Raw genomic sequence first — 25,665 nt, 5'->3', positions numbered from 1 at the left:
TCATGCATACTATCCGTGTGATCGCCCAGAACGTCTGGGCCCGCCACGGCGACTGGGAGGCGCGCCGGACCGCGCTCCGCGACGGCCTGCGCGCGGCCGACCCCGACCTCGTGGTCTTCGTCGAAGCCGCCAAGACCGACGACTACGACCTGGCCGAGGATCTGCTCGGCGCCGGCTACGAGATCGTCTACGAGTCCAGGCGCGACCGCGAGGGGGTCGGGATCGCGCTCGCCAGCCGGTGGCCGATCCAGCGCGTGACCGAGATCGACCTGCGCGTGACCGAGCGGACGGCGCACCTGGACGACGCCACGCTCGCCGCCGAGATCCGCGCCCCGTTCGGGCCCTTGCTGCTTGTGGCCGCGAACCCCAAGTGGGAGATGGGATACGAGCGCGAGCGCGAGCTGCAGGCCCTCGCGGCGGCCCGCTTCGCCGAGCGCCACGCGCACGAGGAGGGTGCTCACGTGATCATCGCCGGTGACTTCGACGCCACGCCGGACGCGGCCAGCATCCGCTTCCTCACGGGCCGCCAGTCGCTGGAGGGCGAGAGCGTCTGCTACCGCGACGCCTGGGCGAGCGCGCATCCCGGCGAGCCTGGGCACACGTTCACGCCCGAGAACCCGCTCGTCCGCTCGGGCGAGACGGCGTGGGACATCCCGCGCCGGATCGACTACGTCTTCGTCCGCTGCGACAACCGCGGTCCGACGCTCGACGTCGCCGCCGCGCAGCGCCTGTTCGATGCGCCGCGCGACGGCGTGTGGGCAAGTGACCACTACGGCGTCATGGCCGACCTGGTGACGCGATGACCACACTGCGCATCCTCGCCACGACCGACCTCGGCACCGCCGTCGTGCCGATGCGCGCGACCTACGGACAGACGGGAACCGTGAGCGGCGTCGCCCGGCTGCTCGAACGCGAGCTCGAGCGCGGGCCGGCGCTGTGGCTCGACGTGGGCGACCTGACGGTCGGCCCGGCGATGGTGCTGCTCGACGAGCGGCCCTGGGACGAGCTGGCCGGCCTGCCGATCGCGTGCTGCGCAGTCGGCAACCACGACTTCGACGACGGGCTCGACGCGCTGCGCGCGGGCGCCGCCCGACTGCGCTACCCGATGCTGTGCGCGAACGTGGACGTCGGCCTGCCGGCCACGGCCCTGATCGACACGCCCGCGGGCGGCGTCGGCGTGATCGGGCTCGCGCACCCGTCGGGCGACGCGTTCACGCACGCGCCGCCCGCGCGCGCGGACTGGCGCGTCGACGAGCTCGCCCGCGCGCTGCGGGCCTACGGCGCGCGCTGGGTCGTGGCGCTGCTCCACGACGGCGTCACGTGGTGGCCGAGCGCCGACTCGATCGCCACCCGCGCCGACCGGCTGGAAGCACTTGTCCGTCCCTGGGCCGCCGCCGTGGACCTGATCATCGGCGGCCACAACTTCGGCGCCTGGACCGGAACCCTCGCGGGCACGCCCGCCGGCGAGGCCCACGTCTACGCCGCCTCCGTGCTCGTGGCCGACCTCGGTCCGGAGGTCGTCGTCCGCGGCGTCGTGCCGACTCCGGCCGTCCGGCCCGCGCGGGTCACACCGGCCGTTGCGGCCTTCGACGCCGCCGCCGCGAACGTCGTCGGCGAATCCGCCGAGCGGTGGATCTCGCGGACGGGCGCGGAGCGCTACCTGCCCGACCGGATCGCGCATGCGTTCCGCGTGACCAGCGGCGCGGATGCCGCATTCGTCCCGCTGGCGCACCACGGCGCCCAGGTGCCGCTCGACGGCGTGATCGCCGAGCTTCCCGCCGGCCCGGTCACCGAGCTCGACCGCGTCCGCCTGTTTCCGGCGGACGACTACGGTCCGCTGGTCGTCGAGCTCCAGGCGGGCGAGTGGGAACGCATCCTGGCCCACCACGCGGCCGCGGCCGACCCCGCGAACACCGCCACCGACGGCGAGTGGTGGAACTGGTGCCGGATGCCGGCGGGCACGAGCACCACCTCGCCGCGCCCCGCCTCGGTCGCGATGGTCGCGGGCAACGTCACGCTGGTCAGCGACTGGCTGGACCGCGAGCTGACCTCCGAGCCCTCGCCCGTCTCCGCCCGCGACGCCTTAGTCGTTGGCTGACTGGCGCAACAGGGCGCCGGTCGTCTGCTCCAGGATTCTCCGCCAGGCGCGGGTCTTCTCGCGCTCGGCGGAGAAGTGGCGGACCACCTTGCGCACGCGCGTGGCCGAGATGTCGATGCCGTGCCGACGGCAGACCTCGCGGATGTCCTCGTAGTCCTTGGCCAGCTTGAGCGTGACCGACTCGAAGCCGTGGCGGGCGACGTCCACGCGCGAGGCGAAGTTGAGGATGTTCGTCTGGAACATCAGCTCATCGTCGGGGTCGGGCTCGATCAGGACGATGTCGACGCCCGGATAGCGAGCCTTCCAGTGCGAGGCCATCTCGTGCAGGCGCTGGTAAGCGAGCAGCTTGAACGTCTGGTAGCCGATCTTCGGGAAGCCCATGTCGCTGACCCGGCGCACGCGGGTGCCGAACAGGGTCGGGATCGACTTCGAGAAGTCGTTGATGAACGGGACGAGCGGGTTGACGACGACGATGAACTTCGCGCCGGCCTCGACCGCGATGTCGAGGTTCGTGGTGGAGACGATGCCGCCGTCGACGAGCTCGCGGTCGCGCACGCGGTAGGGCGCGTAGACCATCGGCAGGGCGGTGCTCGCGCGCACGGCGGCGGAGATCGGGATGTCGTCCCAGCCCTCGGCCCCGAGCACGATCCGCTCGCACGTGTCCAGGTCCGTCGCGGCGAGGTAGAGCTCGCGCTCGAGCAGGCGGAAGTCGTCCGTGCGGCCCTCGACGTTGAGCGTCTCGCGCAGGTACTCCTCCACGCCCTCGCCCGTGTAGATGCCCGACGGCAGGGCATCGCCCAGTGCCAGGATGAGATCGACCGCGCTCAGCGACGTGATCGAGGACGCGACGCTGCGGGCGACGCTGATCGCGTGCAGCGGGAACTTGAGCGCCGTGCGCGCGAACTCGGCCTTGTTCAGGCGCAGGAACATCTCGCGGTCCAGCGGCGGAAGCGAGTACGGCACCTGGTCGTTGACCGTGCGCATCATCTGCTCGGGCGTGACGCCGTTGGCCACCAGGGACGCGATCAGCGCGCCCGCGCTGGTGCCGACGTAGATGTCGAACTGGTTGACCGAGCGGTTCGAGGAGAGCAGGTCCAGCGCCCGCAACGCGCCGATCTGGTAGACGCCGCCGGTGAAGCCGCCGCCGCCGAGGACCAGCGCGGTCCGCGAGGAGCGGCGCTTGCGCCGGGCGGGAGCGTTCATCTCGACGACTTTGCCCACCACGTGCAGTCTACGGCGAGGCTCGCCTGGCGGCTCGCGTCGCTGGAAGTCCTCGCCGTGCGGCTCGGACTCCCGGTCACCAGGAAAACTTTCGTCCTTCCCGCGGGTTTCGTAGGCTCGACATGCGCATGGCACGCCTGATTGTTCTCACCGTCGCGCTCGCGGCGCTGCTCGCCTCCTCCGCCCACGCGGCGGGCCTCCCCGCCACCAAGACCGCGCTCGCGCGCGAGATGGCCCGGGCCGGCGGGTCCAGCGGGGCCTACGTCGTCGACATGAGCACAGGGCAGGAGATCTACGCCCACAAGGCCGACACCGCGCGCATGCCCGCGTCCGTGGAGAAGCTCTACACGGCGGCGACGGCCATGCTGCTCTACGGGCCCGAGGGCACGCTGACGACCTCGGTGCTGGCGTCGGCGCTGCCGGACGAGACGGGAACGGTCACCGGCGACGTCGTCCTGCGCGGCGGCGGCGACCCGACGTTCAACGCCACCGCCACGGCGGCGCTGGCCAAGCGGCTCGCGGACGGCGGGCTCAAGCGCGTCACGGGCCGCGTGATCGGCGACGAGTCGGTGTTCGACGCGTTCCGCGGCCCGCCGTCGTCGAACTTCCAGCTCACGAGCTACGTCGGTCCGCTCAGCGCGCTGTCCTACAACCACGGCCGCACCGGTCAGGCCCGACCGTACTGGCAGTCCAGCCCGGCCAAGTTTGCCGCGAGCGCGTTCGAGAAGGCGCTCGAGCGCCGCGGCGTGAAGATCGCCGGCGCCGCGCGATCCGGCCTCGCGCCGACCGGCATGACGCCCTTCAGCGAGTGGACGTCGCCGCCCGTTGCGACGATCGCGCGTCAGATGAACGTCCCGTCGGACAACTACATCGCCGAGATGCTGATCAAGAGCCTCGGCGCCCAGTTCGGCGGCGAGGGCTCGACCACCGGCGGCGCCGCCGTCATGCGGGACACGCTGCGCCAGTTCGAGATCGCGCCGACGATCGCCGACGGCTCCGGGCTCTCGCGCGCGAACCGCACCACGCCGCGCGAGGTCGTCCGCCTGCTCACGGGCATCGCCGAGACCGAGCACGCGGAGGAGTTCGACGCGTCGCTGGCGGTCATCGGCCGCAACGGCACCGTCTCGAGCCGCCTGCGCGGCACGGCCGCCCAGGACAACTGTCACGCCAAGACCGGCACGCTGCGCGACGTGTCGGCGCTCGCGGGCTACTGCACCACGACGGGCGGCAGCCGCGTCGCGTTCGCGTTCCTGATGAACGGCGTGTACCCGCCCGGCGCCCGCACGCTGCAGGACCGCATGACCACGGCCCTGGCTCGCTACGACGGCTGAGCCTCGATCGTCCGACCTGGTTTCGGGGTAATAGGGCGGAGCCATGCGCCGCTCCTTCGCCCTCGCCCTCGCGCTGCTGTTCGCCCTCCCGGCCGCGGCCCACGCCCGCGACGCAACGATCACGTCCTTCGACGGCACCCAGATCGTCCTGTCCTTCCACCCGTCCCCGGGCGGCGGCAAGGCGCCGACGATCCTCGAGGGTCACGGCTGGGCCGGCTCGCGGGAGACGAACCCGGAAGCGGCCAGCGACGAGGCGCTCGGCAACGTGGGTGTCGGCGCGCTGCGCAAGGCGGGGTTCAACGTGCTCACGTGGGACAGCCGCGGGTTCGGCAGCTCCGGCGGCACGGTCACGGTCGACGCGCCCGACAAGGAGGCGCGGGACGTGATGGCGCTGATCGACTGGCTCGCCCAGCAGCCCGAGGCGCAGCTCGACAAGGCGGGCGACCCGCGGGTGGGGATGACGGGCGTGTCGTACGCGGGCGGCATCGAGCTCACGACCGCCGCGCTGGACAAGCGCATCGACGCGATCGCGCCGATCATCGCCTGGCACAGCCTGACGAGCTCGCTCTACAAGGAGGAGACGGTCAAGGGCGGCTGGGCGACCGGCCTGACCACGGTCGGCATCCCCGGCTCCAAGGGCCGGCTGGACCCGCACATCCTGTCCGCGTTCACGTCCGGCGCGGCCACCGGCAAGCTCTCGGAGGAGGACCGCGCGTGGTTCGCCTCCCGCGGCCCGGGCGACCTCGTCTGGCAGATCAAGGTCCCGACGTTCGTCGTTCAGGGCACCGCGGACACGCTGTTCACGCTCAAGGAGGCGATCACCAACTTCGAGATCGCCCGGATCAGCGGCGTGCCCGCGAAGATGATGTGGTTCTGCGGCGGCCACGGCGTCTGCCTGACGGGCTCGGGGCCGAAGGGCCACGTCGAGGCCGCGGTGGTGGCGTGGCTCAAGCGCTACGTCGCGGGCGACACCTCCGTGGACACGGGTCCGGGCTTCGAGTGGCTGGCCGACGACGCGCAGTGGCGCTCCACCCCGGACTATCCCGTCCCGCCCGGCGCGCCCGTCACCGCCTCCGGCAAGGGCACGCTCGTCCTCAACCCGCTCGACGCCGTCTCCGGCACGATCGCCAGCGCGGGCCGCGCGGTCAACGCCGTCAACGTGCCGGTCACGGCCGAGAGGGCCGCGCAGATCGTCGGCGAGCCGACCCTCACCCTCACCTACTCCGGCACGGGCATCGGCACGCACGTCTTCGCCCAGCTGGTCGACGAGAAGCGCCAGGTCGTCGTCGGAAATCAGGCCACCCCGATTCCCGTCACGCTCGACGGGCAGCCGCACACGATCAGCCGCCCGCTCGAGGCGATCGCCGCCTCGGCGCCCGCCGGCGCGAAGTACACACTGCAGCTGATCGGCGGCACGCAGCTCTACGGCCCGGTCCGGGGCGCGGCGAACATCACCTTCTCGCGGATCGACCTGAGCCTGCCGACCGTCGGCGCGGCCGCGATCTCGGGCGGCGCGAACGTCCTTGCCCCCACGCGCACCTGCCTGTCCAAGCGCAAGTTCAGCCTGCGCGTGCGCGGCGCGAACCCCAGGGTGACCGTGGACGGCAAGCGCGTGAAGGTCCGCAAGGGCCGCGCCACCATCGACCTGCGCGGCAAGCCACGCGGCACGGTGAAGGTCAAGGTCACCGTCAAGCGCAAGGGCAAGACCGTGCGCGAGACGCGGACCTACAAGACTTGCGCGCCTAAGACGAAGCGCTAGAACGCTCGGCGTACCGCTTGCGAGCGCGCTCGATCGACTCGAGCGCCTCCTCGCGCGGGTACCAGCCGTCCACGCGGACGACCTTCCACTCGGGCGTCTTGTAGATCGAGAAGAAGTGCGAGATCTCGTCGCGCAGCGTCATCGGCAGGTCGTCCAGCCGGTCGATGTGCGACCAGTTCGGGTCCGTCAGCGGGACGCAGAGGATCTTGTTGTCCTCCGCGTTCTCGTCGCGCATGCGGAACAGCGCCACGGGCTTGACCTCGATCAGGCAGCCCGGGAACGTCGGCTCCGAGACGACGATCATCGCGTCCAGCGGGTCGCCGTCGCCCGCGAGCGTCTCGCGGAAGAAGCCGTAGTCGGTCGGATAGCCGAGCGACGAGAACAGGAGCCGGTCGAGCTTGATCGCCCCCAGCTCCTCGTCCCATTCGTACTTGTTGGACGACCCCTTGGGGATCTCGACGACGGCGACGAGCGGTGAGTCGGGCACCGCGCGCAATCTAGCGCGCGGTGCCCGCTCCGAGCGTCAGGCCCCGATGACGATGCGGCCTTCGCCGGCGACCGGGTAGTCGGCGTCGTCGACCAGCCCGCCCAGGCCGCCCTGGGCGACCGGGGTCGTGATGAAGTCCAGCAGCGACTTCTGGTACGGGTAGAAGCCCGCCGCGCCCGGGTTGCCGGCGAAGTCGAACTTCAGGCCGCCCCACGGGTAACCGTCACCGCCGGCGGCGGTGAAGTTCGTCGTGGCGATGCTCACGGGCGGCCCGTCAACGACCACGCCGTCCTTGACGATCTCGGTGCCGTCGTCGAGCGTGAGCGTCCGGACGCGCGAACCGGCGGCCTGGCCGGTGCTGACCGTCATCCGGAAGCCGGAGATCTGCGGGAAGCGGCCGTCGGCGGTGGGCAGGCGCGAGACGCCGTGCTCCATCAGCGCCTTGAACGTCGCGCGGGGCACGTCCGGCACGGTCGCGATCACGTTGTCGAACGGCAGCACCTCGTACGTGTTGAGCTCGTTGAGCTTGCCCGGGCCGGCGATCGTCGCGCGGATCCCGCCGCCGTTGGAGAAGGCGACCTGGGCGAGCTTGCGACCGTCCGCGACCGCCGTGCGGTTCGCGGCGAACAGAAAGCCGTCGGCGACGAGGTTGCCGAGGTTGGTCTCCCGGATGCGGATCGGATCCGGGGCCGCACCCTGGAGCTCGACCTCGGTGGTGCCGATCACGTTGGCCTTGAGCACCGCCTTGTAGGCCGTCAGCTTGTCGGTGACGTCGGTCTTCAGGAACGCGTCCTCCGGCGACACGTAATCCGGATCGCTCGCGAGCGCGGAGACACGGATCGGGCCCGAGCGGGTCGTGTCCGTGCTCTTGATCTTGCCCGCCGCGTCGAAGTCGACGGTGAGGCGGCCGACGTACTTGTACTCGCCCTGCGTCGTCACGACCGGGACCGCGGCGCCGTCGGCGTCCTTGGCCGTGGCCGGGTACACGTCGGCGGGCGTCGGACGCACGCCGTTCGTGCCCGGGATCAGCACGTCGGACGGGTTCGCCAGCAGCTCGTCGCCGCCGCCGGAGATGACGATGTCCACGTTGCGCAGCGACGCGATCAGCGTCTTCTCGTAGTTGAGGTTCTGCAGGTGCGAGGACAGGATGATCTTGTTCACGCCCGCGTTGGTCAGGCGCGCGGCCTCTGCGTTGACGATGCCCGCGACGTCGGTGAGGAACTTGACCGTCGGGCCGGGCGAGGAAACGACGGGCGTGTCCGGCGTGGTCACGCCGATGATGCCGATCTTCTGCCCGCCCTTGGTGACGACGGTCGAGTCGGCGATGCGGCCGGCGGTGCGCAGGCGCTGGAGGTCCGGCGCCGCGGCGAAGTCCGTGTTGGCCGTCAGGAACGGCACGCCGGTCAGCTCCGGCGAGTCGATCAGCTGCGCCAGGCGCGTCGGGCCGAAGTCGTACTCGTGGTTGCCGATCGTGATGGCGTCGTAGCCGATGCGGCCGAGCGCGATCGCGTCGTAGAAGGACCCCTGGCCGGCGTCCTTGCGCTCGAAGGACGCGCGCAGGTTCAGGCCGGCAAGGATGTTGTCGCCCGAGGAGACGACGACGGTGCCCTTGTCCTCGTTCTCCGCGGTGCGGTAGGCGTCGGCCTCGCCGCGCAGCCGGTCGAGCACGGTCTTGAAGCGGGTGACGCCGCCGTAGTTGGCGACCGAGTCGCCGACGTTGTACTTGGACTCGCCGTCGTTGTTGTGCAGCAGCGTGAGCCGGAACGAGCGCGGCGCGGGCGCCGGGGTCGGGGCGGCGGGCTGCGGGACGGCCGTCGGCGCGGGCGTCGGCGCCGGGGCGGGCACCGTCACGGTCTTGGTGACCGTCTTGATGTAGAAGACCGTGCGCGTGCCGCCGGAGCAGTACGTCGTGACGACGCGCACGCGGCTGCTCGAGCGGGTCGAGACGCGCTTGCGAATCTTCGTCGCCGACTTGCTGGCGCCGCACTTGCGGCTGATCTTCTTCAGCGCCTTGGGCAACGCGTCGACGGTGTTGACGGTGACCGTGTGCTTCGGTTTCTTCTTGGCCTGAGCGGTGGCCGTGCCGGGCACGACGAGGGCTAGTGCGACAACGCCGAGCGTCGTGACGCGGAACAGGTGAGGCATCCGCGCAGCCTATCCGCTGGAATTCAGTAGCCGTAACAATTCGGTTTCGTCCACCACGGTGACGCCGAGCCGCTCGGCCTTCTCGAGCTTGGAGCCCCCCGGTGAGGCGCCGGCCACCACGTAGCTCGTCTTCTTGGAGACGCTGCCGGTGACCTTGCCGCCGGCGCGCAGGATGTGTTGCGTCGCCTCCTCGCGCGTGAGGTCCGGGAGCGTGCCCGTGAGCACGAACGTCTGCCCCGCCAGCGGCCCCTCACCGGGCGGCGGGCCTTCCTCCTCGAGCTGGAGGACGCCGCGCAGGTCCTCGAACAACGGCCTCAGCTCCTCCAGCTGCGAGTGGATGAGCTCGGCGACGACGGGCCCGATCCCGGGCGTCTCGGCGATCTGCTCCGGCGTCGCGGCCAGCAGCGCGTCCGCCGAGCGGAACTGCTGCGCGAGGCCGCGGCCCGTCACGTAGCCGACGCCCTCGATGCCGACCGCGAACAGCACCGTGCTCAACGGCCGTGCCCGCGACGCCTCCACCGACGCCAGCAGACGGTTGACGCTCACCTCGCCGAAGCCCTCGAGCGCGAGCAGCGCGTCGCGGTCGAGGCGGTAGAAGTCGGCGACGCTCTTGACCAGGCCGAGCCGCTGGAACAGGGCGACCTGCTTCTCGCCCAGCCCGTCGATGTCCATCACGTGCGCGAAAGTGGTCAGCAGCTGCCAGCGGCGCTCCGGACACTCGCGGTTCGGGCAGCGGGTGAAGACACCGCGCTTGACCGTCGGCGTGTCGCAGAACGGGCAGCGCGCGGGCGGCAGCGGCGGGTCCGCGCGGCCGGGCCGCTCGACGGCGTGCGGCGCGGGCGAGATGACCTGCGGGATCACGTCGCCGGCGCGCAGGACGATGACGTCGTCGCCGACCCGGATGTCCTTGCGCGCGAGGTCCTCCTCGTTGTGCATCGTCGCGGCCTTGACCGTGACGCCGCCCACGTGCACCGGCTCGAGCGCCGCGAACGGGTGCAGATCCCCGAACTTGCCCACGTTCCACTTGATGTCGAGCAGGCGCGTGACCGCCGTGGTGGGCGGGAACTTCCACGCGATCGCCCAGCGCGGGTCGCGGCCCACCACGCCGAGCCGCCGCTGCAGCTCGAAGTCGTCGACCTTCACCACGACGCCGTCGATCTCGAAGTCGAGCGCGCCGCGGCGCTCCTGCCAGCGCAGGCACTGCTGGACGACCTCGTCCTCGGTGGCGAGCTTCTTGACGTCGCCGTTGACGCGGAAGCCGTGCTCGCGCAGCCACTCGAGCGCCTGCCAGTGCGACGTGAGCTCCAGGTCGGACACGCCGATCGCGTAGCACCACATCGAGAGCGGGCGCTCGGCGGCGAGGTTCGGGTCCAGCTGGCGGATCGTGCCGGCCGCGCTGTTGCGCGGGTTCATGAACGTGGAGAGGCCCACGCTCGCCCGCCGTTCGTTCAGGGCCGTGAAGTCCGGCAGCGACATGTAGACCTCGCCGCGCACCTCCACGCGCCCCTGGTACGGGATGGTAAGCGGGATCGAGCCGATCGTGCGCAGGTTGTGCGTGACGTCCTCGCCCACCTCGCCGTTGCCGCGGGTGGCGCCGCGCACGAGCGCGCCGCCCTCGTACAGGAGCGAGATCGCGAGCCCGTCGATCTTCGGCTCGGCGACGAACTCGAACGCGGGCGCCTCGATCCCCTCGCGCGCGAGGTGGTTGCGCATGCGCTCCACCCAGGCCCGCAGCTCCGCCTCGCTGCGCGCGTTGGCGAGCGAGAGCATCGGCTGCAGGTGCGTGACCTTGGTGAGCTTGGAGACCGGCTCGCCGCCCACCCGCTGCGTCGGCGAGTCGGGGGTGACCAGGTCCGGGTGCTCGCGTTCGAGCGCGCGCAGCTCGTCCAGCAGCGCGTCGTACTGATCGTCCCCGATCTCCGGGTCGTCGAGGACGTAGTAGCGGTGCCCGTGATAGGCGAGTTGCTCGCGCAGCTCGGCGGCGCGCTCAGCCGGCTTCATCGAGCAGCTGGGCCAGGTCGAACTCGCGCAGGCCCTCGAGTCCATGCTCGGCCGTGAGGTCGAAGTGCAGCGGCGTGACCGCGATGCGGTTCGCGGTCACCGCGGCGAGGTCCGTGCCCGGCTCGTCGTCATGCAGCGGGACGTCCCCGTAGACGCGGTACAGCTTGCGGCCCGTGTCCTCGTCGATCAGGTCCAGGCGGTCCTGGTAGACGCGCTTGCCCAGGCGCGTGACCTCGACGCCCTCGACCACCGGCGGAACGTTGACGTTGAGCAGCGTGCCGGTGGGAAGGGGGACGTCGTCGAGCCGGTCGACGATCCGCGCGACGAACGCGGCCGCCAGCTCGAACTCGAACCGCCGCCCGGCGCGATGGTCGACGTCGCCGGCCTGGGAGAGCTGCGAGACCGCGATCCCCGGGATGCCGAGCACGATGCCCTCGAGCGCGGCGGCGACCGTGCCCGAGTAGGTGATGTCGTCGCCGAGGTTCGCGCCGTGGTTTATGCCGGAGACGATCAGGTCGGGCTCGAAGCCCTCGATCAGCCCGAGCGCTGCAAGCCGCACCGAGTCGACCGGCGTCCCGTCGCACGCGAAGCCGACCGTGCCGTCGTCGAACGGCACCTCCTGCACCCACAGCGGCCGCCGGATCGAGATCGACCGTCCCGTCGCCGACTGGTTCTCGTCGGGCGCGACGACCGCGAGCTCGATTTCGTCGAGCGCGACGAGCGCGCGCCGCAGCGTCTGCAGCCCTTCGGCGTCGATCCCGTCGTCGTTGGTCAACAGCACGCGAAGCACGAGCCGGGAGGATACGACGACTCGGCCTGCGTCCAGGCCATTGAGCGACCGCGCCGGGGCCACTCGGTAAACATTGCAGGGTCGCGGGCGATTACCCGGGATATGGAGGCCATCCGCCGGCTCACCGGCGCAGCCGTTGCCGATGAACGCCCGCTCGCCGGGAGGCTCGTCGGCTGGATGTTCGCGGCCGGCGCGGTGCTGTCCACGCTGCTTCCGTTGCTGCCCGGCGCGGAGGGCGAGGTCCTGACGCCCACGTTCCCGCTCGTGATCATCGGGCTGATCTGGGGCCTGCACGCGGCGCTGCGCAAGGACTGGCGCGCGACGTCCGGCTGGGTCTTCCACGCCGCGACCATCGCCGGCGTGCTGTGCATCGCCGCGGCCGTGCACGACACGGGCGGCGTGAGCTCGCCCGCCCGCTTCCTGCTGCTGCTGGCGATCGTCTACAGCGCCTACTTCTTCCCGGCGCGCGAGGCGTGGCCGTACTTCCCGCTGACGCTGATCATCCACGCGTTGCCGTTTGCCTATGACCCGGACGCGCTCGCCAACTCGCTGCTGGGCGAGCTGCTGATCCTCGTGCCCTGCTACTGGCTGCTGACGTTCCTGCTGATCAGCGGCAAGCGCGGGATGATCGAGCTGCGGGCGCAGGCCGACGCGCAGGCACGCCAGGATCCGCTGACCGGGATCGCGAACCGGCGTGCGCTGGTCGAGGCCATCCAGAGCCAGCACGGGGACGTCGGGCTGCTCGTGCTCGACGTCGATGACTTCAAGCGCATCAACACGCTCTACGGGCATCCCGGCGGCGACCGGGCCCTCGTGTTCGTGGCCGAGGCGCTGCGCGCCTCCTCACGTGCGGTGGACGTGCCGGCGCGGCTGGGCGGCGACGAGTTCGCGCTGCTGGCACCGGGCATCGACGCGGCGGGCATGGCCGCGCTCGCAGAGCGGCTCATGCGGGAGATCCGCTTCGGCGAGCTCGTGCGCATCAGCGCCGGCTGGGTGATCGGGCCGGCGAACCCGGACCAGCTGCTGCTCGAGGCCGACGAGGCGCTGCGGGCGGCCAAGCGCGAGGGCAAGAACCGCGCACTCGCCTACTCGTAGCGGACGCGCTCCAGGTAGAGCCCGTGCGGCGGGGCGGTCTGGCCCGCGGCGGTGCGCGGCGCGCCCTCGAGCAGGGCGGCGAAGTGGTCGCGGCGGCCCTGCGCGATCTCCAGCATCGTGCCCACGAGGATGCGGTTCATGCTGCGCATGAACGCGTCGGCCTCGATGTGGAAGCGCAGGATGTCGCCGTCGCGCTCCCAGTGCGCGGCGAAGACCTCGCGGGTGAAGCGCTGGTGGTAGGTCTCGGTGGGGGTGAAGGCCGTGAAGTCGTGCGTGCCGACGAGGGCGGCCGCGCACTCGTGCAGCGCCCGCTCGTCGAGCGGGTACGGCCACCACAGCGCGCGACCGCGCTCGAACGGGTCGGGCTGCGAGCGCGTGTGGATGCGGTAGATGTAGGCGCGCGCCTTGGCGTCGTGGCGGGCGGAGAAGCCGTCGGGCATCTCCTCGGCCGCGTGGACGGAGATCTCGTCCGGGAGCAGCGCGTTGACGCCGCGCAGGCGCGGGAGCGGGCCGTCGTAGGAGACGACCTGGCCCAGCGCGTGCACGCCCGCGTCCGTCCGGCCGGCGACCGTGAGGGTGACCGGCTGCCTGAGGACCGTCTCGAGCGCCTTAACGACTTCGGCGGCCACGGTCCGCTGGCCGGGCTGCAGTGCCCAACCGGCGAACGGGCCGCCGTCGTAACTCAGAGTGAGCTTGGTGGTCAGCTCTAGACGAGCTCGAGGTACACCATCTCGGTCGCGTCGCTGGAACGCGGGCCGAGCTTGAGGATGCGCGTGTAGCCGCCGGGACGCTCCGTGTAACGCGGAGCGATCTCCTCGAAGAGCTTGTAGATGACGCCCTTGTCGGGGTGCTGCAGGATCGACGTCGCCTGACGGCGAGCGTGGATGTCGCCCTTGCGCGCAAGGGTGATCAGCTTCTCGATCTCGGGCTTGACCGCCTTGGCCTTGGCCTCGGTGGTCTTGATCCGCTCGTGGTCGATGACCTCGATGCAGAGGTTGGCCAGCAGCGCCTTGCGGTGCGCGCTGTCACGCGAGAGCTTGTGGCGGGTCTTCTGATGGCGCATGAGTCTTTAGTCCGTCCGGAGGGTCAGGCCGCGCTGCGACAGGGTCTCGATGACCTCGTCGATCGACTTCTTGCCGAAGTTCGGGATGGCGGCGAGCTCGCCCTCCGACTTCGAAACCAGGTCGCCGACGGTCTGGATGCCGGCGCGCTTGAGGCAGTTGTAGGAGCGGACGCCGAGCTCGAGCTCCTCGATGAGGATGTCGTCCATCGGGCCGCCGCCGCGCTGGCCGCCCGGGGCGAGCGCGTTGCCGCCGGGGCCGCCGCCGTTCTCGAGCGGCAGGTTCGCGTGGCCCTGACGCAGGTCCTCGATGCGGTCCTCGTCGGTGAAGATCGACAGGCTCGAGATCAGGATCTCGGCCGCCTCGCGCAGGGCGGCCTGCGGGTCGATCGAGCCGTCGGTCTCGATGTCCAGCGTGAGCTTGTCGAAGTCCGTGCGCTGGCCGACGCGGGCCTGCTCGACGGAGTAGGCGACGCGGCGGACCGGCGAGAAGATCGAGTCGATCGGGATCACGCCGATCGGCTGATCGGGCGACTTGTTCTCCTCGGCCGGACGGTAGCCGCGGCCACGCCCGATCGTGAGGTAGAGCTCGAGCTTGGTCTTCTTGTCGAGCGTCGCGATGTGCGCGTCCGGGTTGAGGATCTCGACGCCGGAGGGCAGGTCGATGTCACGCGCGGTGATCTCGCCCGGACCGGTCACGACGAGCGGCGCCTCGACTTCGGTCGCGTCCGAGTGCATGCGGCACACGATGCCCTTGAGGTTGAGGACGATGTCCGTCACGTCCTCGGTCACGCCCTTGATGGTCGAGAACTCGTGCGCCACCCCCTCGATCCGGACCGACGTCACGGCAGCACCGGCCAGGCTGGCCAGCAGCACGCGACGCAGGGAGTTCCCGAACGTGTAGCCGAAGCCGCGATCAAGCGGCTCAACCACGAACTGTCCGCGGTTCTCCTCAACCGATTCGGACGTGATCCGGGGGATCTGGAAGTCGAGCATCAAGGTTCCTAACTTCGTTCTCGTGTGGGGAGCATGCCCAGGCAGCGCCGTCTGCGCGCCTCGGGGTGTGGAGAGTCTTGGACTACTTCGAGTAGAGCTCCACGATGAGCTGCTCCTGGACCGGCGCGGCGATCTCCGCGCGCTCGGGATGGCGCAGCACCTTCGCGGTGAGCTGATCGTGGTCGGCCTGCAACCAGGCGGGCACCTGCGCCACGAGCTCGGTCGCGTCGCGGATGGTGTTCTCGGCGTCGGACTGCGCCTTGAACGTGATCACGTCGTTCTCTTCTGCCGCTCGCGGCGGGCCTGCTCGCACTGGAGGGAGGTATGGCGTGCCATTGGAACTCGGGGTTAGACGCGGCGCCGCTTCCGGGGCCGGCAGCCGTTGTGAGCCTGCGGGGTGACGTCCTTGACGCCGGTGACCTCGAGGCCGGCCGCCTGGAGCGAGCGGATCGCGGTCTCGCGGCCCGAGCCCGGGCCCTTCACGAAGACCTCGACCTTCTGCATGCCCTGCTCGATGCCCTTGCGCGCGGCGGCGTCAGCCGTCACCTGCGCGGCGAAGGGGGTCGACTTGCGCGAGCCCTTGAAGCCGGCACCGCCGGCAGACTCCCACGCGATCACGTTGCCTTCGCGGTCGGTCAGCGCGACGATCGTGTTGTTGAACGACGTCTTGATGTGCGCCTGGCCGATCGGGACGTTCTTCTTGACCTTGCGGCGACCACGCTGGGGGCGGCGGGGAGCGGGCATTACTTCTTACCTGCCTTCTTCTTGCCGGCCACCTGCATGCGCTTCGGGCCCTTGCGCGTGCGAGCGTTGGTCTTGGTGTTCTGGCCGCGCACCGGCAGCCCGCGGCGATGGCGCAGACCGCGATAGCAGCCGATCTCCATCAAGCGCTTGATGTTCTGGCTGCGCTCACGGCGAAGGTCGCCCTCGACCACGAAGTCGCGGTCGATGATGTCGCGCAGCTTCGAAACCTCGTCGTCCGTGAGGTCGCGGACCTTGCGGTCCGGCTCGATGCCCAGCTGGGCCAGGATGACGTTGGAGGTCGGACGACCGATCCCGTAGATGTAGGTCAGTCCGATTTCCACGCGCTTGTTGAGCGGGATGTTGATTCCTGCGATGCGTGCCATGTCTCTGAGCCCTTTACCCCTGACGCTGCTTGTGCCGGGGGTTCTGGCAGATCACGAGCACCCGACCGTGGCGGCGGATGATCTTGCACTTTTCACACATCGGCTTGACCGACGGTCGTACCTTCATGATCCCTTTCGGCTGATGATCCAGACGGGGTGGCTCTGGTGGCCGGGCTGGCCACCGCTACCATGCCCCCGGAGCGGTCACACGCAGAAGCCTCCCGGCTCCGAGCGCGACAGAGCAGGATAGCAAAGCATCCGAGACGTCCGACGCACTTGCTAAGGCCCTGCAAACGGCGTATTTTCGCCGTTCCGTCGGGGACGCGCACTCCGTCTCGCGCGCGCGTATGTCACGTTAGCGCACCCGCCACGCCGGTTCGGGCCGCGAGGACCGTGGCTCCAGTGCTGTTCGCGGCACCCCCGGCAAAGCCGAGGTGGGCGACGAAAGTTTCGGATACCGAAACAAACGTCGCACACCCCGCGCGCATGAGCCCAAGCGAGTTGGCCGTGGCGGGTCAAGAAACTCGCTGAGCACGCGGTCTCGAGCCCGAGCGGCGCCCCGGCGAGCTTCTTGACGCGACGCACAGTGTGCTCGCCCCCGACCCGCTCGCGGGTACCGTGCCGCAGGTGCTGATCTCCACAGCCACCGCCGCCACGCTGACCGCGTTCGCTCCCGTCGTCGTCCACGACGCGCAGGAACGTCACCCGCTCACCGGCGTCCACGGCAGCCGACCCGTCCTCTACGCCCGCGCGAGCCCGGCCGACGACGGCGGCACCTGGTTCCAGTACTGGCTCTACTACGACTACCAGGACCAGGATCGGGGCATCGTTCGGACCGGCCGGCACGAAGGCGACTGGGAGCTCGCGCAGTACCGCGTCGACGAGAACGACCGGCTCGTCGAGGCGGTTTACGGCCAGCACTCCGGCGCCGAGCGTTGCCACACAGGCGGCATGCGCTTCTGGGGTGGCGGCCGCCCGATCGTGTACGCCGCGCACGGATCGCATGCTTCGTACTTCGAGCCCGGGACGCGCGACCGGCTGTGGCCGGACCCGAACGATGAGGCCGACGGCCTCGGCGACATCGCGATGCCTGACGTGGTCGAGATCACGCGTACAAGCCCGCCGTGGATGCGGGACCCGCACCCGTGGGGCAGCTCGCGCGCCTCAAAGCTCGTTCCGCCGGAGCAGGACTCCCCGCTGGGACCGGCGTTCCAGCCCACTCGCTGGGACGCGAACGCGTTCGCCGCCGGTGCCCGTGAGTGCCAGGTCGACTGCAACGCGGTCGGGCGCTGCGACGCGCCCGAGAAGGCGATGACCGCCGGCGGACTGTTCGCCTTGGCGGCGCTGGTGCTGCTTACGCTGCGGCGGGCGCGGAGGCGGCGGCCTCCGGGTGGTGCCACGGCGTGAGGATGCGCGGCCCGTCGGCGGTCACGGCGATCGTGAACTCGAAGTGGGCGGCCAGCGAGCCGTCTTGGGAGAAGATCGACCAGCCGTCGTCGCCCATACGGACCATGTGGCGACCGGCGTTGACCATCGGCTCGACGGCGAGCACCATGCCCTCCTCGAGCACGGGGCCCTTGCCGGCGGGGCCGTAGTTCGGGATCTGCGGCTCCTCGTGCATGTCGCGGCCGATGCCGTGGCCGACCAGCGAGCGAACGATCGACAGGCCCTGGGCCTCGACGAACTCCTGGACGGCGTGCGAGACGTCGCCGAGGCGATTGCCGGGGCGGCACTGCTCGACCGCGGCGAACAACGAGCCCTCGGTCACGTCCAGCAGCTTCGCCGCGACCGCGGAGACCTCGCCGACCGGGAAGGTGCGAGCCGCGTCCGCGACCCAGCCGTCCTTGATGACGCCGATGTCCACGCTCAGGATATCCCCGCGCGAGAGCTTGAACTTGCCCGGGATGCCGTGCACGACCATGTCGTTCGGGGACAGGCAGGTGGAGCCCGGGAAGCCGCGATAGCCCTTGAACGCCGGCGTCGCGCCCTGCGACCGGATGTACTTCTCGGCCGCCGCGTCCAGCTCCGCCGTGGTCACGCCCGGGCGGATCTTGCCCGCCAGCAGGTCCATCGTTCGAACCAGGATCTCCCCCGCCGCGGCCATCTGGTCGATCTCGGCGGGGGATTTCTTGATGATCACAGCCGTTCCTCGAGGCGAAGGGTCGCCAAGGTCGCGCGAATGTGGTCGTGGACCTCGGTCTTGTCGCGCGTGCCGTCGAAGCGTCGCAGATATCCGCGCTCTTCGTAGTAGTCCCGGAGTGGTTCGGTCTGCTTGTGGTAGGTGGCGAGCCGCTTCGCGATCGTCTCGGGCTCGTCGTCCTTACGCCGGAACAGCGGCTTGCCGTCCTGGTCGCACACGTCCGGATGCTTGGGCGGGTCGAACTCCACGTGGTAGAGGTGCCCGTTCGAGCACTGACGCCGCCCGCTCAGCCGCGACATCACGACCTCGTCCGGCGCGTCGACCAGCAGCGCGGCCGTCAGCCGGCGGCCCAGCTTCTCGAGTTCCTCGCTCAGCGCGTCGGCCTGGCCGACCGTGCGCGGGAAGCCGTCGAGCAGAAACCCGTCCTCGCCCTCTTCCTCGATCTTCTCGATGATCATCGAGATCACGAGCTCGTCGGGGACGAGGTCGCCGTTGTCCATGAACTCCTGCGCGCGCAGACCGAGCTCGGTCTTGTTCTCCTTGTGCTCGCGCAGCAGGTCGCCCGTGCCGATGTAGGGCAGCCCGAAGTCCTCGCGCAGCCGCGCGGCCTGCGTGCCCTTACCGGCCCCCGGGGGCCCCAGGAGGATGAGGTTGAGCTCCGACATCGGTTACTTGAGGAAGCCTTCGTAATTGCGCATCATCAGCTGCGCTTCGAGCTGCTTCATGGTGTCGAGGGCCACGCCCACGACGATCAGAAGCGACGTTCCGCCGAAGTAGAACGAGGACGGCGCGTTGGTCGTGGCGATGATGATGGTCGGCAGCGCGGCGACCGCGGCCAGATACAGCGCGCCCGGGAACGTCAGCCGCGCGAGGATGCGATCCAGGAACTCGGCCGTCGGGCGGCCCGGACGCACGCCCGGGATGAAGCCGCCGTACTTGCGCAGGTTGTCGGCCTGGTCGACCGGGTTGAACGTGACCGCCGTGTAGAAGTAGGTGAAGAGGATGATCATCACCGTCTCGCCGGCCACGTAGGCCCAACCACCGGGGTTGAAGAAGGTCGCGAGCCCCTCCCAGCCCGGCACGAGCTGGCCGATCGTGGGCGGGAAGGCCATGATCGACGCGGCGAAGATGACCGGGATGACGCCGGCCATGTTCACGCGCAGCGGCAGGTAGGTCTGTCCGCCCGAGCTCATGCGCCGGCCGATCACGCGCTTGGCGTACTGGATCGGGATCCGGCGCTGGCCCTCCTGGATGAACACGACCGCCGCGACGACGCCCAGCGCCAGGAACGGCAGGATGATCTTGAAGACCGGGTCCGGGTTCGTCCACCAGGTGGTCACGCCACCCGGCAGGCCCGCGACGATCGACGCGAAGATCATCAGCGAGATGCCGTTGCCGATACCGCGCTGGGTGATCAGCTCACCCATCCACATGACGAGGATCGAGCCCGCCGTGAGGCACAGCACGACCAGCACGACCGTGCCCGCGTTGAAGGACTCGAACACCGGCGTGCCGCCGGCGGAGCCCTGCGAGCGAAACAGGAACGTGTAGCCGACCGCCTGCGCAGCCGCGAGGCCCACGGTCAGGTAGCGCGTGTACTGAGTGATCCGCGCCTGCCCGACCTCGCCTTCCTTCTGGAGCTTCTCCAGGGACGGCGAGACCACGACCAGCAGCTGCAGGATGATCGACGCCGTGATGTACGGCATGATCCCGAGCGCGAACAACGAGATGCGCGACAGGCCACCACCCGTGAAGGTGTCCAGGAGGTTCAGGACACCCGTGGAGTAGTTGTTCTGGATCTGCTCGACGGCGTCGACATTGACGCTCGGCACAGGGATGAACGACCCGAGCCGGTAGAGCGCCAGGATCGCCGCCGTGAAGAGCAGCTTCTTCCGGATCTCCGCGACGCGGAACGACTGCATGATCGTGGAGATCACGGTGCTTTAGTCCTCGATGAGCTGAACGGTGCCGCCGGCGCCCTCGATGCCCGAGCGCGCGGAAGCCGAGACCTTGTGGACGGTCACCGTGAACTTCTTGGTGAGCTCGCCACGGCCGAGGATCTTGACCGGCACACCCCGCTGCTTGGCGAGGCCCGCGGCCTTGAGCTCCTCGAGCCCGATCGTCGCGCCGTCGTCGAAACGCTTCTCGAGATCGTCGAGATTGACGTGCTGCGTGTGCGTCCGGAACATCTCGAACGGCATCGACATCTTCTTGTTCGGGCCGCGCAGCTTGCGCATCCGCATGTGCAGCGGATTCTGGCCGCCCTCGAAGCGAGCGCGGTCCTTCGCGCCGGCGCGCGAGTTGTAGCCCTTGTGCCCGCGGCCGGACGTCTTGCCGTGGCCGGAGCCATGGCCGCGCCCGACGCGCTTGCGGTCCTTCTTGGAGCCGGGCGCGGGCTTCAGCGAATGGAGCCCGACGGCCTCCGCCGCGAGCTCCTCGTTGACGGCGTCCTGCTCACTCATTACGACTTCTCCTCGACGGTCACGAGGTGGCGCACGGCGTGAACCATGCCGCGCAGCGCCTCGGAATCCGGCTTCTCAACGGACTTGCCAATGCCGCGCAGGCCGATCGAGCGCAGCGTGTCGCGCTGGCGCCCGTTCGTGCCGTTGGCGGACTTCACCTGGGTGATGACGAGCGTGCTCATGCGGACGTGACCTCCTCGGCGGGAGCCTCCGCCGAAGTGTCGTCGGCCGGCGCCGCGACGGACTCGCCATTGGTCGAGGCCACGGGCTTGGAGCTCAGGCCGAGGACCTTGTCCACCGACAGGCCGCGTAGCGCGGCGATCTCTTCCGGCTTGCGCAGGTCCTGCAGACCGGCGATGGTCGCCTTGACCAGGTTGATCGGGTTCTGGGAACCGAGCGACTTGGAGAGGATGTCGTGGATGCCGGCCAGCTCGAGCACCGCGCGCACGCCGCCGCCGGCGATGACGCCGGTACCGGGCGAGGCGGGCTTGAGGAAGACGCGGCCGGAGCCGAAGACGCCGGTCGTCTGATGGGTGATCGTCGAGCCGTGACGCGGAACCTTGAACAGGTTCTTCTTCGCGCGCTCGACGCCCTTCTGGATCGCCAGCGGAACTTCGTTCGCCTTGCCGTAGCCGACACCGACGACGCCGTTCCCGTCGCCGACAACGACCAGCGCGGTGAACGAGAAGCGCCGGCCGCCCTTGACGACCTTGGCGACGCGGTTGATCTCGACGACGCGTTCTTCCAGGTCGAAGCCGGAGGCTGAGGTGGATCGATCGGGGGCTGCCATGGAGTCCTTCGAGGGTAGCGGTCTTAGAAGCTCAGGCCGCCCTCGCGGGCGCCCTCGGCCAGGGCCTTCACACGGCCGTGATACTGGTAGCCACCGCGATCGAACACGGCGGTGTCGATCCCGGCGTCCTTGGCCCGGGACGCGAGCAGCTTGCCCGCCTCCGTGGCCTGCTCCATCGGCTTGAGCGAGCGCAGCGCCTCCTCGGTCCACTGGACCGAGGCGAGCGTGACGCCGGCGTCGTCGTCGATGAGCTGGGCAAAGATGCCGCGGTTGGAGCGGAACACCGAGATGCGCGGGCGCACGGCCGAGCCGTGCACCTTGGCACGGACGCGACGACGGCGCTTGAGGCGCTTCTTGGGGGGAGACAGAACCGTCATGCGCGCTTACCGACCTTCCGGGCCACGTACTCGCCCTGATAGCGGATGCCCTTGCCCTTGTAGGGCTCCGGCGGGCGCTGCTTGCGGATGATCGCCGCGATCTCGCCGACGACCTGCTTGTTGTTCCCCTTGATGATCACGCGCGTCGGCTGGGGCACCTCGAACTCGATGCCCTCCGGCGCCTTGATCGGCACGGGATGCGAGTAACCCAGCGCCAGCTCCAGGTCGCGACCCTTGAGCTGCGCGCGGTAGCCGACGCCCTGAATCTCGAGCGTCTTGGTGAACCCGACGGTCACGCCCTCGACCATGTTCGCGACCAGCGAGCGGGTGAGCCCGTGCAGGGCCCGGTGCTCGGCGCGATCGGTCGGACGGGTCACGATCAGCTGGCCGTCCTCCTGGGTGACCTCGATGGCGCGGTTCTTGCGCTCCTCGAGATTGCCGCGGGGGCCGGAGACGCGCACAACCTCGGGCTCGACCGTGACGGTCACGGTCGAGGGCACGGGGATGGGCTTTCTACCGATGCGGGACATTTGCGGGTTACCAGACCTCGGCGACGACCTCGCCACCGACGCCCGCAGCGCGAGCCTCGTGGCCGGTCATGACGCCGTGCGAGGTGGACAGGATCGTGGTGCCCATGCCGCCGAGCACCTTGGGAATCGACTTCGAATCCACGTAGCGACGCTGGCCGGGACGGGACACCCGGCGCAGGCCGGAGATCACGGACGTCCGGTTCTCAGTGTACTTGAGGCGGACGAGCAGCTTGTCGGCCGCGCTGCCGGGCACGCCGGGGGCCTCGTCGAAGCCCTCGATGTAGCCCTGCTCGGTCAGGATCCGCGCCATCTCGCGCTTGAGCCGGCTGGAGGGGATCTCCACCGTCTCGTGCGCGGCCATGATGCCGTTGCGGATCCGGGTCAGGAAGTCGGCGATGGGGTCGGTCATCGACATGATGCGCCTACCAGCTCGACTTCGTCATGCCGGGGATGTAGCCGTTGTGGGCCAGCTGACGCAGGCACAGACGGCAGATGCCGAACTTGCGGTACACCGCGCGCGGACGCCCGCACCGACGGCAGCGGGACTGCTGACGCGTCTTGTACTTGGGCGTGCGCTGCGAGGCGACGATCTTTGAGGTCTTAGCCATTCGAGAAGTTCTCTCTTGTCTATGCGGCGACGGCTTCGCTGCCCCGGAGGCTCTCGTACTGCTTCGGGCGCCCGTCGCGTGCGAAGGGCAGGCCGAGCGCGTCGAGAAGCGTGAAGGCTTCAGCGTCCGTCTTGGCGGTCGTCGTGATCGCGATGTCCAGGCCCCGGACCTGATCAACGGTGTCGTAGTCGATCTCCGGGAAGATCACGTGCTCCTTGATGCCAGTGTTGTAGTTGCCCCGGCCGTCGAAGGACTTCGGGTTCAGGCCCCGGAAGTCACGCAGGCGGGGGATGGCCACGGAGATCAGGCGGTCGAGGAACTCGTAGGCCTTCTGGTCACGCAGCGTGACGGTCAGGCCGACGGGCATGCCCTCGCGGAGCTTGAAGGCGGCGACGGACTTGCGCGCGCGGCGGATGTTCGGCTGCTGGCCCGCGATGTCGGCGAGCTGCGCCTTGGCCGCCTCGAGCATCTTGGAGTCCTGCTTGGCCTCGCCGACGCCCATGTTGAGCGTCACCTTGACCAGCTTCGGCGCCTGCATGGGCGTCGAGTAGCCGAACTTCTCCACGAGCTGGTCGCGGATCTCGTCGTTGTAACGGTCCTTGAGTCGTGACATCAGTCCAGCTCCGTGCCAGAGCGGCGCGTGACGCGCTTGCGCACGCCGCCCTCGCGGGTGATGCCCACGCGCGTGGGCTTGTGGTCCTTCGGATCCACCAACGCCACGTTGGAGATGTGGATCGGCGCCTCGCGCTCGATGACGCCGACCTCGAGGTTGGGCCGGCCCGGCACCGGGCGCTGGTGGCGCTTGATGATGTTCAGGCCCTCGACGTAGACGCGGTTCTTCGCCGGCTCGACGCGCAGGACCTTGCCGGTCTTGCCCTTGTCCTTGCCGGAGATGACGACCACGTTGTCGTCGGTGCGGATCTTCGCCATGGCTAGAGCACCTCCGGGGCGAGCGAGACGATCTTCATGAACCCGCCGTCGCGCAGCTCGCGCGCCACCGGGCCGAAGATGCGCGTGCCGCGCGGGTTGTTCTGGGCGTCGATGATCACGGCCGCGTTCTCGTCGAACGCGATGTAGGTGCCGTCCTCGCGCCCGAACTCCTTGCGGGTGCGGACGACGACCGCCTTCACGACGTCGCCCTTCTTGACCGTCCCGTTCGGGTTGGCCTGCTTGACCGTGGCCACGATGATGTCCCCCACGCCCGCGTAGCGACGGCGCGAGCCGCCCATGACGCGAATCGTGAGGATCTCGCGCGCGCCCGTGTTGTCGGCGACGCGCAGCCGGGTCTCGTTCTGGATCACTTCGCACGCTCCAGGACCTCGAGCAGCCGCCAGCGCTTGGTGCGCGACATCGGCCGGCACTCCTGGACGCGAACCGTGTCGCCCGCGTGGGCGTCATTGCTCTCGTCGTGGACGTGCAGGGTGATCGAGCTGCGGAGGATCTTGTGGTAGCGCTTGTGGCGGCGCGCGATGTCCACGCGCACGACCACGGTCTTGTCCGGCTTGTCGGACACGACGATGCCCTGGCGCACCTTGGGGCGGCCGGGCCCGTGCTCGGGCGCGTGCTGCTCCTCGACGGCAGGGGCGGCCGCGCGCGCCTCGGCGCGCTTGACCTTCTGCTTGGCGCGGTAGCGACGCCGCTGGGCGGCGTTGCGCTCCTTGTGGGCCTGACGCTCGGCCAGACGCTCCTCGAGCGTGACCGGGCCGCCGGCCGTCTTGGCCTTGGCGGCGCGCTTGGCCGCGTTGCGCTCACGGCGCGTCGCGGCGGGCTCGGCGGGCTTCTCCTCGGAGGCGGGCGCTTCAGCGGTCGCCTCCGTGGAGGTCACCTCCTCCACGTTCTCAGTTGTCTCTTCGGATTCAGCCATCAGCTCTTCTGGTTCGGATCGATGCCGCGCTGGCGCACGACGGTGAGGGCGCGAGCGACGTCGCGCTTGGCGGAGCGCAGCCCCGCCGTGTTCTCGAGCTCGCCCGTGGCGTGCTGCAGGCGCAGGCCGAACAGCTCGCGCCGGGCCGTTGCGAGGTGCTCGCGCAGGCCCTTGTCGTCAAGATCGCGCAGTTCGGACGCCTTCATCACTGACCGTCCTCACGCAGCACGAACTTCGTCTTGACCGGCAGCTTGTGGCCGGCCAGCCGCATGGCCTCGCGAGCGAGGGGCTCCGGCACGCCGGAGAGCTCGAACATCACGCGACCCGGCTTGACGACGGCGACCCAGCCCTCCGGGTTGCCCTTGCCGGAACCCATGCGGGTCTCGGCCGGCTTCTTGGTGTAGGCCTTGTCCGGGAAGACATTGATCCACACCTTGCCGCCACGCTTGATCTTGCGGGTCATCGCGATACGAGCGGCCTCGATCTGACGGTTCGTCAGCCAGCCCGCTTCGACGGCCTTGAGGCCGTACTCACCGAAGTTGACCGTCTGCTGACCGCGCGAGAGGCCGGCCCGGCGCCCACGATGGACCTTGCGGAACTTGACGCGCTTGGGAGAGAGCATCTATCGGCCTCCGCTCCGGTCCGGACCCGAGCCGCCACGGCCACCGCCGCCGCCGCCGAAGCCGCCGCCGCCACGGCCACCGTCCCGCCGGTCTCGCTGAACCTCGCGACCACCCGCTGGACCCCGACGGGGCCTGAGGGCGGTAAGTTCACGGTCGGGGCG

The 25,665-nt window shown here is 69.9% G+C and carries 34 protein-coding genes; 6 read left to right on the top strand and 28 right to left on the bottom strand.

Going from position 1 to position 25,665, the window contains the following annotated elements; genetic code table 11:
• The first annotated feature begins 2 nt into the window (after positions 1-2).
• Together OJ962_RS07565 and OJ962_RS07560 are read left to right on the top strand one after the other, a co-directional pair.
• Positions 3-803, top strand: coding sequence for an endonuclease/exonuclease/phosphatase family protein (locus tag OJ962_RS07565; protein ID WP_202955682.1), 801 nt, complete (start codon positions 3-5; stop codon positions 801-803).
• The gene (locus OJ962_RS07560) at positions 800-2,098 is read left to right on the top strand and encodes a metallophosphoesterase (protein WP_202955681.1); all 1,299 of its coding nucleotides are present in this window, start codon (positions 800-802) and stop codon (positions 2,096-2,098) included. Before OJ962_RS07565 ends, OJ962_RS07560 begins: the two co-directional genes overlap by 4 nt.
• Here OJ962_RS07560 and OJ962_RS07555 read toward each other — a convergent pair.
• Positions 2,084-3,319 carry a patatin-like phospholipase family protein gene (locus OJ962_RS07555; RefSeq protein ID WP_202955680.1) on the bottom strand — a complete coding sequence of 412 codons (1,236 nt, stop codon included), beginning with the start codon at positions 3,317-3,319 and terminating at the stop codon, positions 2,084-2,086. The genes OJ962_RS07560 and OJ962_RS07555 overlap by 15 nt on opposite strands.
• A gap of 128 nt (positions 3,320-3,447) precedes the next feature.
• Between OJ962_RS07555 and dacB the strand changes: the two genes are divergently transcribed.
• Positions 3,448-4,650, top strand: coding sequence for a D-alanyl-D-alanine carboxypeptidase/D-alanyl-D-alanine endopeptidase (gene dacB / locus OJ962_RS07550; RefSeq protein WP_202955679.1), 1,203 nt, complete (start codon positions 3,448-3,450; stop codon positions 4,648-4,650).
• Between the two features lie 43 nt (positions 4,651-4,693).
• Positions 4,694-6,409 carry a CocE/NonD family hydrolase gene (locus OJ962_RS07545; protein WP_202955678.1) on the top strand — a complete coding sequence of 572 codons (1,716 nt, stop codon included), beginning with the start codon at positions 4,694-4,696 and terminating at the stop codon, positions 6,407-6,409.
• Here the strand turns inward: OJ962_RS07545 and OJ962_RS07540 are convergent.
• Genes OJ962_RS07540 through surE form a run of 4 tightly spaced genes read right to left on the bottom strand, consistent with a single transcriptional unit; the run spans position 6,393 to position 11,832 of the window.
• A complete protein-coding gene (locus OJ962_RS07540) occupies positions 6,393-6,896 on the bottom strand; it encodes an inorganic diphosphatase (protein WP_202955677.1) in 504 nt (167 codons plus the stop codon). The genes OJ962_RS07545 and OJ962_RS07540 overlap by 17 nt on opposite strands.
• A gap of 36 nt (positions 6,897-6,932) precedes the next feature.
• Complete coding sequence (locus tag OJ962_RS07535; protein WP_202955676.1) at positions 6,933-9,041, bottom strand: bifunctional metallophosphatase/5'-nucleotidase; 2,109 nt, start codon at positions 9,039-9,041, stop codon at positions 6,933-6,935.
• Positions 9,042-9,050: 9 nt separating this feature from the next.
• Entirely contained in the window at positions 9,051-11,042 is a 1,992-nt protein-coding gene (gene ligA / locus OJ962_RS07530) for an NAD-dependent DNA ligase LigA (protein WP_202955675.1), read from the bottom strand.
• Positions 11,029-11,832 (bottom strand): 5'/3'-nucleotidase SurE, encoded by an 804-nt coding sequence (gene surE, locus OJ962_RS07525; RefSeq protein WP_270006272.1) that lies wholly within the window; start codon positions 11,830-11,832, stop codon positions 11,029-11,031. Before surE ends, ligA begins: the two co-directional genes overlap by 14 nt.
• Positions 11,833-11,934: 102 nt before the next feature.
• On the opposite strand from surE, the gene OJ962_RS07520 reads away from it, so the two are divergent.
• Entirely contained in the window at positions 11,935-12,927 is a 993-nt protein-coding gene (locus OJ962_RS07520; protein ID WP_202955674.1) for a GGDEF domain-containing protein, read from the top strand.
• On the opposite strand, the gene truA is transcribed toward OJ962_RS07520, so the two are convergent.
• The 7 genes from truA to rpmJ form a co-directional block, all read right to left on the bottom strand.
• Positions 12,918-13,613 (bottom strand): tRNA pseudouridine(38-40) synthase TruA, encoded by a 696-nt coding sequence (gene truA / locus OJ962_RS07515; RefSeq protein WP_238931952.1) that lies wholly within the window; start codon positions 13,611-13,613, stop codon positions 12,918-12,920. The two genes, OJ962_RS07520 and truA, sit on opposite strands and share 10 nt — an antisense overlap.
• Positions 13,614-13,633: 20 nt before the next feature.
• A complete protein-coding gene (gene rplQ, locus OJ962_RS07510) occupies positions 13,634-13,990 on the bottom strand; it encodes a 50S ribosomal protein L17 (protein ID WP_121251798.1) in 357 nt (118 codons plus the stop codon).
• A gap of 6 nt (positions 13,991-13,996) precedes the next feature.
• Positions 13,997-14,983, bottom strand: a complete 987-nt coding sequence (locus OJ962_RS07505) for a DNA-directed RNA polymerase subunit alpha (RefSeq protein ID WP_202955673.1) — start codon at positions 14,981-14,983, stop codon at positions 13,997-13,999.
• A gap of 82 nt (positions 14,984-15,065) precedes the next feature.
• The gene (locus tag OJ962_RS07500) at positions 15,066-15,257 is read right to left on the bottom strand and encodes a hypothetical protein (protein WP_202955672.1); all 192 of its coding nucleotides are present in this window, start codon (positions 15,255-15,257) and stop codon (positions 15,066-15,068) included.
• Between the two features lie 74 nt (positions 15,258-15,331).
• Positions 15,332-15,727 (bottom strand): 30S ribosomal protein S11, encoded by a 396-nt coding sequence (rpsK, locus tag OJ962_RS07495; protein ID WP_028059524.1) that lies wholly within the window; start codon positions 15,725-15,727, stop codon positions 15,332-15,334.
• Positions 15,727-16,110, bottom strand: a complete 384-nt coding sequence (gene rpsM / locus OJ962_RS07490; protein WP_202955671.1) for a 30S ribosomal protein S13 — start codon at positions 16,108-16,110, stop codon at positions 15,727-15,729. Before rpsM ends, rpsK begins: the two co-directional genes overlap by 1 nt.
• 13 nt (positions 16,111-16,123) lie before the next feature.
• Positions 16,124-16,237: a 50S ribosomal protein L36 gene (gene rpmJ, locus OJ962_RS07485; protein WP_081685960.1), complete on the bottom strand. Its 114-nt coding sequence runs from the start codon at positions 16,235-16,237 to the stop codon at positions 16,124-16,126.
• A gap of 500 nt (positions 16,238-16,737) precedes the next feature.
• On the opposite strand from rpmJ, the gene OJ962_RS07480 reads away from it, so the two are divergent.
• Entirely contained in the window at positions 16,738-17,517 is a 780-nt protein-coding gene (locus tag OJ962_RS07480) for a Vps62-related protein (RefSeq protein WP_270006271.1), read from the top strand.
• Here OJ962_RS07480 and map read toward each other — a convergent pair.
• The 16 genes from map to rplP all read right to left on the bottom strand — a co-directional run bounded on the left by map (position 17,465) and on the right by rplP (position 25,503).
• Positions 17,465-18,250 (bottom strand): type I methionyl aminopeptidase, encoded by a 786-nt coding sequence (gene map, locus OJ962_RS07475; RefSeq protein WP_202955669.1) that lies wholly within the window; start codon positions 18,248-18,250, stop codon positions 17,465-17,467. The genes OJ962_RS07480 and map overlap by 53 nt on opposite strands.
• A complete protein-coding gene (locus OJ962_RS07470) occupies positions 18,247-18,915 on the bottom strand; it encodes an adenylate kinase (protein WP_202955668.1) in 669 nt (222 codons plus the stop codon). Before OJ962_RS07470 ends, map begins: the two co-directional genes overlap by 4 nt.
• A gap of 3 nt (positions 18,916-18,918) precedes the next feature.
• Positions 18,919-20,187, bottom strand: coding sequence for a preprotein translocase subunit SecY (gene secY, locus OJ962_RS07465; RefSeq protein WP_202955667.1), 1,269 nt, complete (start codon positions 20,185-20,187; stop codon positions 18,919-18,921).
• Between the two features lie 6 nt (positions 20,188-20,193).
• Entirely contained in the window at positions 20,194-20,712 is a 519-nt protein-coding gene (gene rplO / locus OJ962_RS07460; RefSeq protein ID WP_202955666.1) for a 50S ribosomal protein L15, read from the bottom strand.
• The gene (gene rpmD, locus OJ962_RS07455; RefSeq protein WP_202955665.1) at positions 20,712-20,894 is read right to left on the bottom strand and encodes a 50S ribosomal protein L30; all 183 of its coding nucleotides are present in this window, start codon (positions 20,892-20,894) and stop codon (positions 20,712-20,714) included. Before rpmD ends, rplO begins: the two co-directional genes overlap by 1 nt.
• Positions 20,891-21,502 (bottom strand): 30S ribosomal protein S5, encoded by a 612-nt coding sequence (gene rpsE, locus OJ962_RS07450; RefSeq protein WP_202955664.1) that lies wholly within the window; start codon positions 21,500-21,502, stop codon positions 20,891-20,893. The genes rpmD and rpsE overlap by 4 nt, the downstream gene beginning before the upstream one ends.
• A gap of 23 nt (positions 21,503-21,525) precedes the next feature.
• Positions 21,526-21,879 (bottom strand): 50S ribosomal protein L18, encoded by a 354-nt coding sequence (rplR, locus tag OJ962_RS07445; RefSeq protein WP_202955663.1) that lies wholly within the window; start codon positions 21,877-21,879, stop codon positions 21,526-21,528.
• Positions 21,876-22,409: a 50S ribosomal protein L6 gene (rplF, locus tag OJ962_RS07440; RefSeq protein WP_202955662.1), complete on the bottom strand. Its 534-nt coding sequence runs from the start codon at positions 22,407-22,409 to the stop codon at positions 21,876-21,878. Before rplF ends, rplR begins: the two co-directional genes overlap by 4 nt.
• 7 nt (positions 22,410-22,416) lie before the next feature.
• Complete coding sequence (gene rpsH, locus OJ962_RS07435; protein WP_202955661.1) at positions 22,417-22,824, bottom strand: 30S ribosomal protein S8; 408 nt, start codon at positions 22,822-22,824, stop codon at positions 22,417-22,419.
• 7 nt (positions 22,825-22,831) lie between these two features.
• Positions 22,832-23,017 carry a type Z 30S ribosomal protein S14 gene (locus OJ962_RS07430; protein WP_202955660.1) on the bottom strand — a complete coding sequence of 62 codons (186 nt, stop codon included), beginning with the start codon at positions 23,015-23,017 and terminating at the stop codon, positions 22,832-22,834.
• Positions 23,018-23,036: 19 nt separating this feature from the next.
• A complete protein-coding gene (gene rplE, locus OJ962_RS07425; RefSeq protein WP_202955659.1) occupies positions 23,037-23,630 on the bottom strand; it encodes a 50S ribosomal protein L5 in 594 nt (197 codons plus the stop codon).
• A complete protein-coding gene (gene rplX, locus OJ962_RS07420; protein WP_202955658.1) occupies positions 23,630-23,947 on the bottom strand; it encodes a 50S ribosomal protein L24 in 318 nt (105 codons plus the stop codon). Before rplX ends, rplE begins: the two co-directional genes overlap by 1 nt.
• A gap of 2 nt (positions 23,948-23,949) precedes the next feature.
• The gene (rplN, locus tag OJ962_RS07415; RefSeq protein WP_202955657.1) at positions 23,950-24,318 is read right to left on the bottom strand and encodes a 50S ribosomal protein L14; all 369 of its coding nucleotides are present in this window, start codon (positions 24,316-24,318) and stop codon (positions 23,950-23,952) included.
• Positions 24,315-24,548 carry a 30S ribosomal protein S17 gene (gene rpsQ, locus OJ962_RS07410; protein WP_270006283.1) on the bottom strand — a complete coding sequence of 78 codons (234 nt, stop codon included), beginning with the start codon at positions 24,546-24,548 and terminating at the stop codon, positions 24,315-24,317. Before rpsQ ends, rplN begins: the two co-directional genes overlap by 4 nt.
• A 332-nt stretch (positions 24,549-24,880) precedes the next feature.
• Positions 24,881-25,087: a 50S ribosomal protein L29 gene (rpmC, locus tag OJ962_RS07405; protein ID WP_202955655.1), complete on the bottom strand. Its 207-nt coding sequence runs from the start codon at positions 25,085-25,087 to the stop codon at positions 24,881-24,883.
• Positions 25,087-25,503: a 50S ribosomal protein L16 gene (gene rplP, locus OJ962_RS07400; RefSeq protein ID WP_202955654.1), complete on the bottom strand. Its 417-nt coding sequence runs from the start codon at positions 25,501-25,503 to the stop codon at positions 25,087-25,089. Before rplP ends, rpmC begins: the two co-directional genes overlap by 1 nt.
• Between the last annotated feature and the right edge of the window lie 162 nt (positions 25,504-25,665).

This window comes from Solirubrobacter deserti (assembly GCF_027587175.1).
GTDB classification, from domain to species: Bacteria; Actinomycetota; Thermoleophilia; order Solirubrobacterales; family Solirubrobacteraceae; genus Solirubrobacter; species Solirubrobacter deserti.
The sequence above is the reverse complement of the archived record's forward strand: the minus strand, read 5'-3'. Positions and strand labels throughout refer to the sequence as shown.

What these genes read in the sequence shown, in the direction of transcription:
- rpsK (WP_028059524.1), bottom strand. Translation starts at nt 15,727, where the DNA reads ATGCCCGCTCCCCGCCGCCCCCAGCGTGGTCGCCGCAAGGTCAAGAAG.
- rpmC (WP_202955655.1), bottom strand. Translation starts at nt 25,087, where the DNA reads ATGAAGGCGTCCGAACTGCGCGATCTTGACGACAAGGGCCTGCGCGAG.
- OJ962_RS07565 (WP_202955682.1), top strand. Translation starts at nt 3, where the DNA reads ATGCATACTATCCGTGTGATCGCCCAGAACGTCTGGGCCCGCCACGGC.
- rpsH (WP_202955661.1), bottom strand. Translation starts at nt 22,824, where the DNA reads ATGTCGATGACCGACCCCATCGCCGACTTCCTGACCCGGATCCGCAAC.
- OJ962_RS07470 (WP_202955668.1), bottom strand. Translation starts at nt 18,915, where the DNA reads ATGTCGGAGCTCAACCTCATCCTCCTGGGGCCCCCGGGGGCCGGTAAG.
- rplO (WP_202955666.1), bottom strand. Translation starts at nt 20,712, where the DNA reads ATGAGTGAGCAGGACGCCGTCAACGAGGAGCTCGCGGCGGAGGCCGTC.
- rplF (WP_202955662.1), bottom strand. Translation starts at nt 22,409, where the DNA reads ATGTCCCGCATCGGTAGAAAGCCCATCCCCGTGCCCTCGACCGTGACC.
- rplX (WP_202955658.1), bottom strand. Translation starts at nt 23,947, where the DNA reads ATGGCGAAGATCCGCACCGACGACAACGTGGTCGTCATCTCCGGCAAG.
- dacB (WP_202955679.1), top strand. Translation starts at nt 3,448, where the DNA reads ATGGCACGCCTGATTGTTCTCACCGTCGCGCTCGCGGCGCTGCTCGCC.
- rpsM (WP_202955671.1), bottom strand. Translation starts at nt 16,110, where the DNA reads ATGGCACGCATCGCAGGAATCAACATCCCGCTCAACAAGCGCGTGGAA.
- rplP (WP_202955654.1), bottom strand. Translation starts at nt 25,503, where the DNA reads ATGCTCTCTCCCAAGCGCGTCAAGTTCCGCAAGGTCCATCGTGGGCGC.
- rplQ (WP_121251798.1), bottom strand. Translation starts at nt 13,990, where the DNA reads ATGCGCCATCAGAAGACCCGCCACAAGCTCTCGCGTGACAGCGCGCAC.
- OJ962_RS07545 (WP_202955678.1), top strand. Translation starts at nt 4,694, where the DNA reads ATGCGCCGCTCCTTCGCCCTCGCCCTCGCGCTGCTGTTCGCCCTCCCG.
- OJ962_RS07535 (WP_202955676.1), bottom strand. Translation starts at nt 9,041, where the DNA reads ATGCCTCACCTGTTCCGCGTCACGACGCTCGGCGTTGTCGCACTAGCC.
- rpmJ (WP_081685960.1), bottom strand. Translation starts at nt 16,237, where the DNA reads ATGAAGGTACGACCGTCGGTCAAGCCGATGTGTGAAAAGTGCAAGATC.
- OJ962_RS07430 (WP_202955660.1), bottom strand. Translation starts at nt 23,017, where the DNA reads ATGGCTAAGACCTCAAAGATCGTCGCCTCGCAGCGCACGCCCAAGTAC.
- rpmD (WP_202955665.1), bottom strand. Translation starts at nt 20,894, where the DNA reads ATGAGCACGCTCGTCATCACCCAGGTGAAGTCCGCCAACGGCACGAAC.
- rplE (WP_202955659.1), bottom strand. Translation starts at nt 23,630, where the DNA reads ATGTCACGACTCAAGGACCGTTACAACGACGAGATCCGCGACCAGCTC.
- ligA (WP_202955675.1), bottom strand. Translation starts at nt 11,042, where the DNA reads ATGAAGCCGGCTGAGCGCGCCGCCGAGCTGCGCGAGCAACTCGCCTAT.
- rplR (WP_202955663.1), bottom strand. Translation starts at nt 21,879, where the DNA reads ATGACGGTTCTGTCTCCCCCCAAGAAGCGCCTCAAGCGCCGTCGTCGC.
- OJ962_RS07505 (WP_202955673.1), bottom strand. Translation starts at nt 14,983, where the DNA reads ATGCTCGACTTCCAGATCCCCCGGATCACGTCCGAATCGGTTGAGGAG.
- OJ962_RS07520 (WP_202955674.1), top strand. Translation starts at nt 11,935, where the DNA reads ATGGAGGCCATCCGCCGGCTCACCGGCGCAGCCGTTGCCGATGAACGC.
- OJ962_RS07560 (WP_202955681.1), top strand. Translation starts at nt 800, where the DNA reads ATGACCACACTGCGCATCCTCGCCACGACCGACCTCGGCACCGCCGTC.
- rpsE (WP_202955664.1), bottom strand. Translation starts at nt 21,502, where the DNA reads ATGGCAGCCCCCGATCGATCCACCTCAGCCTCCGGCTTCGACCTGGAA.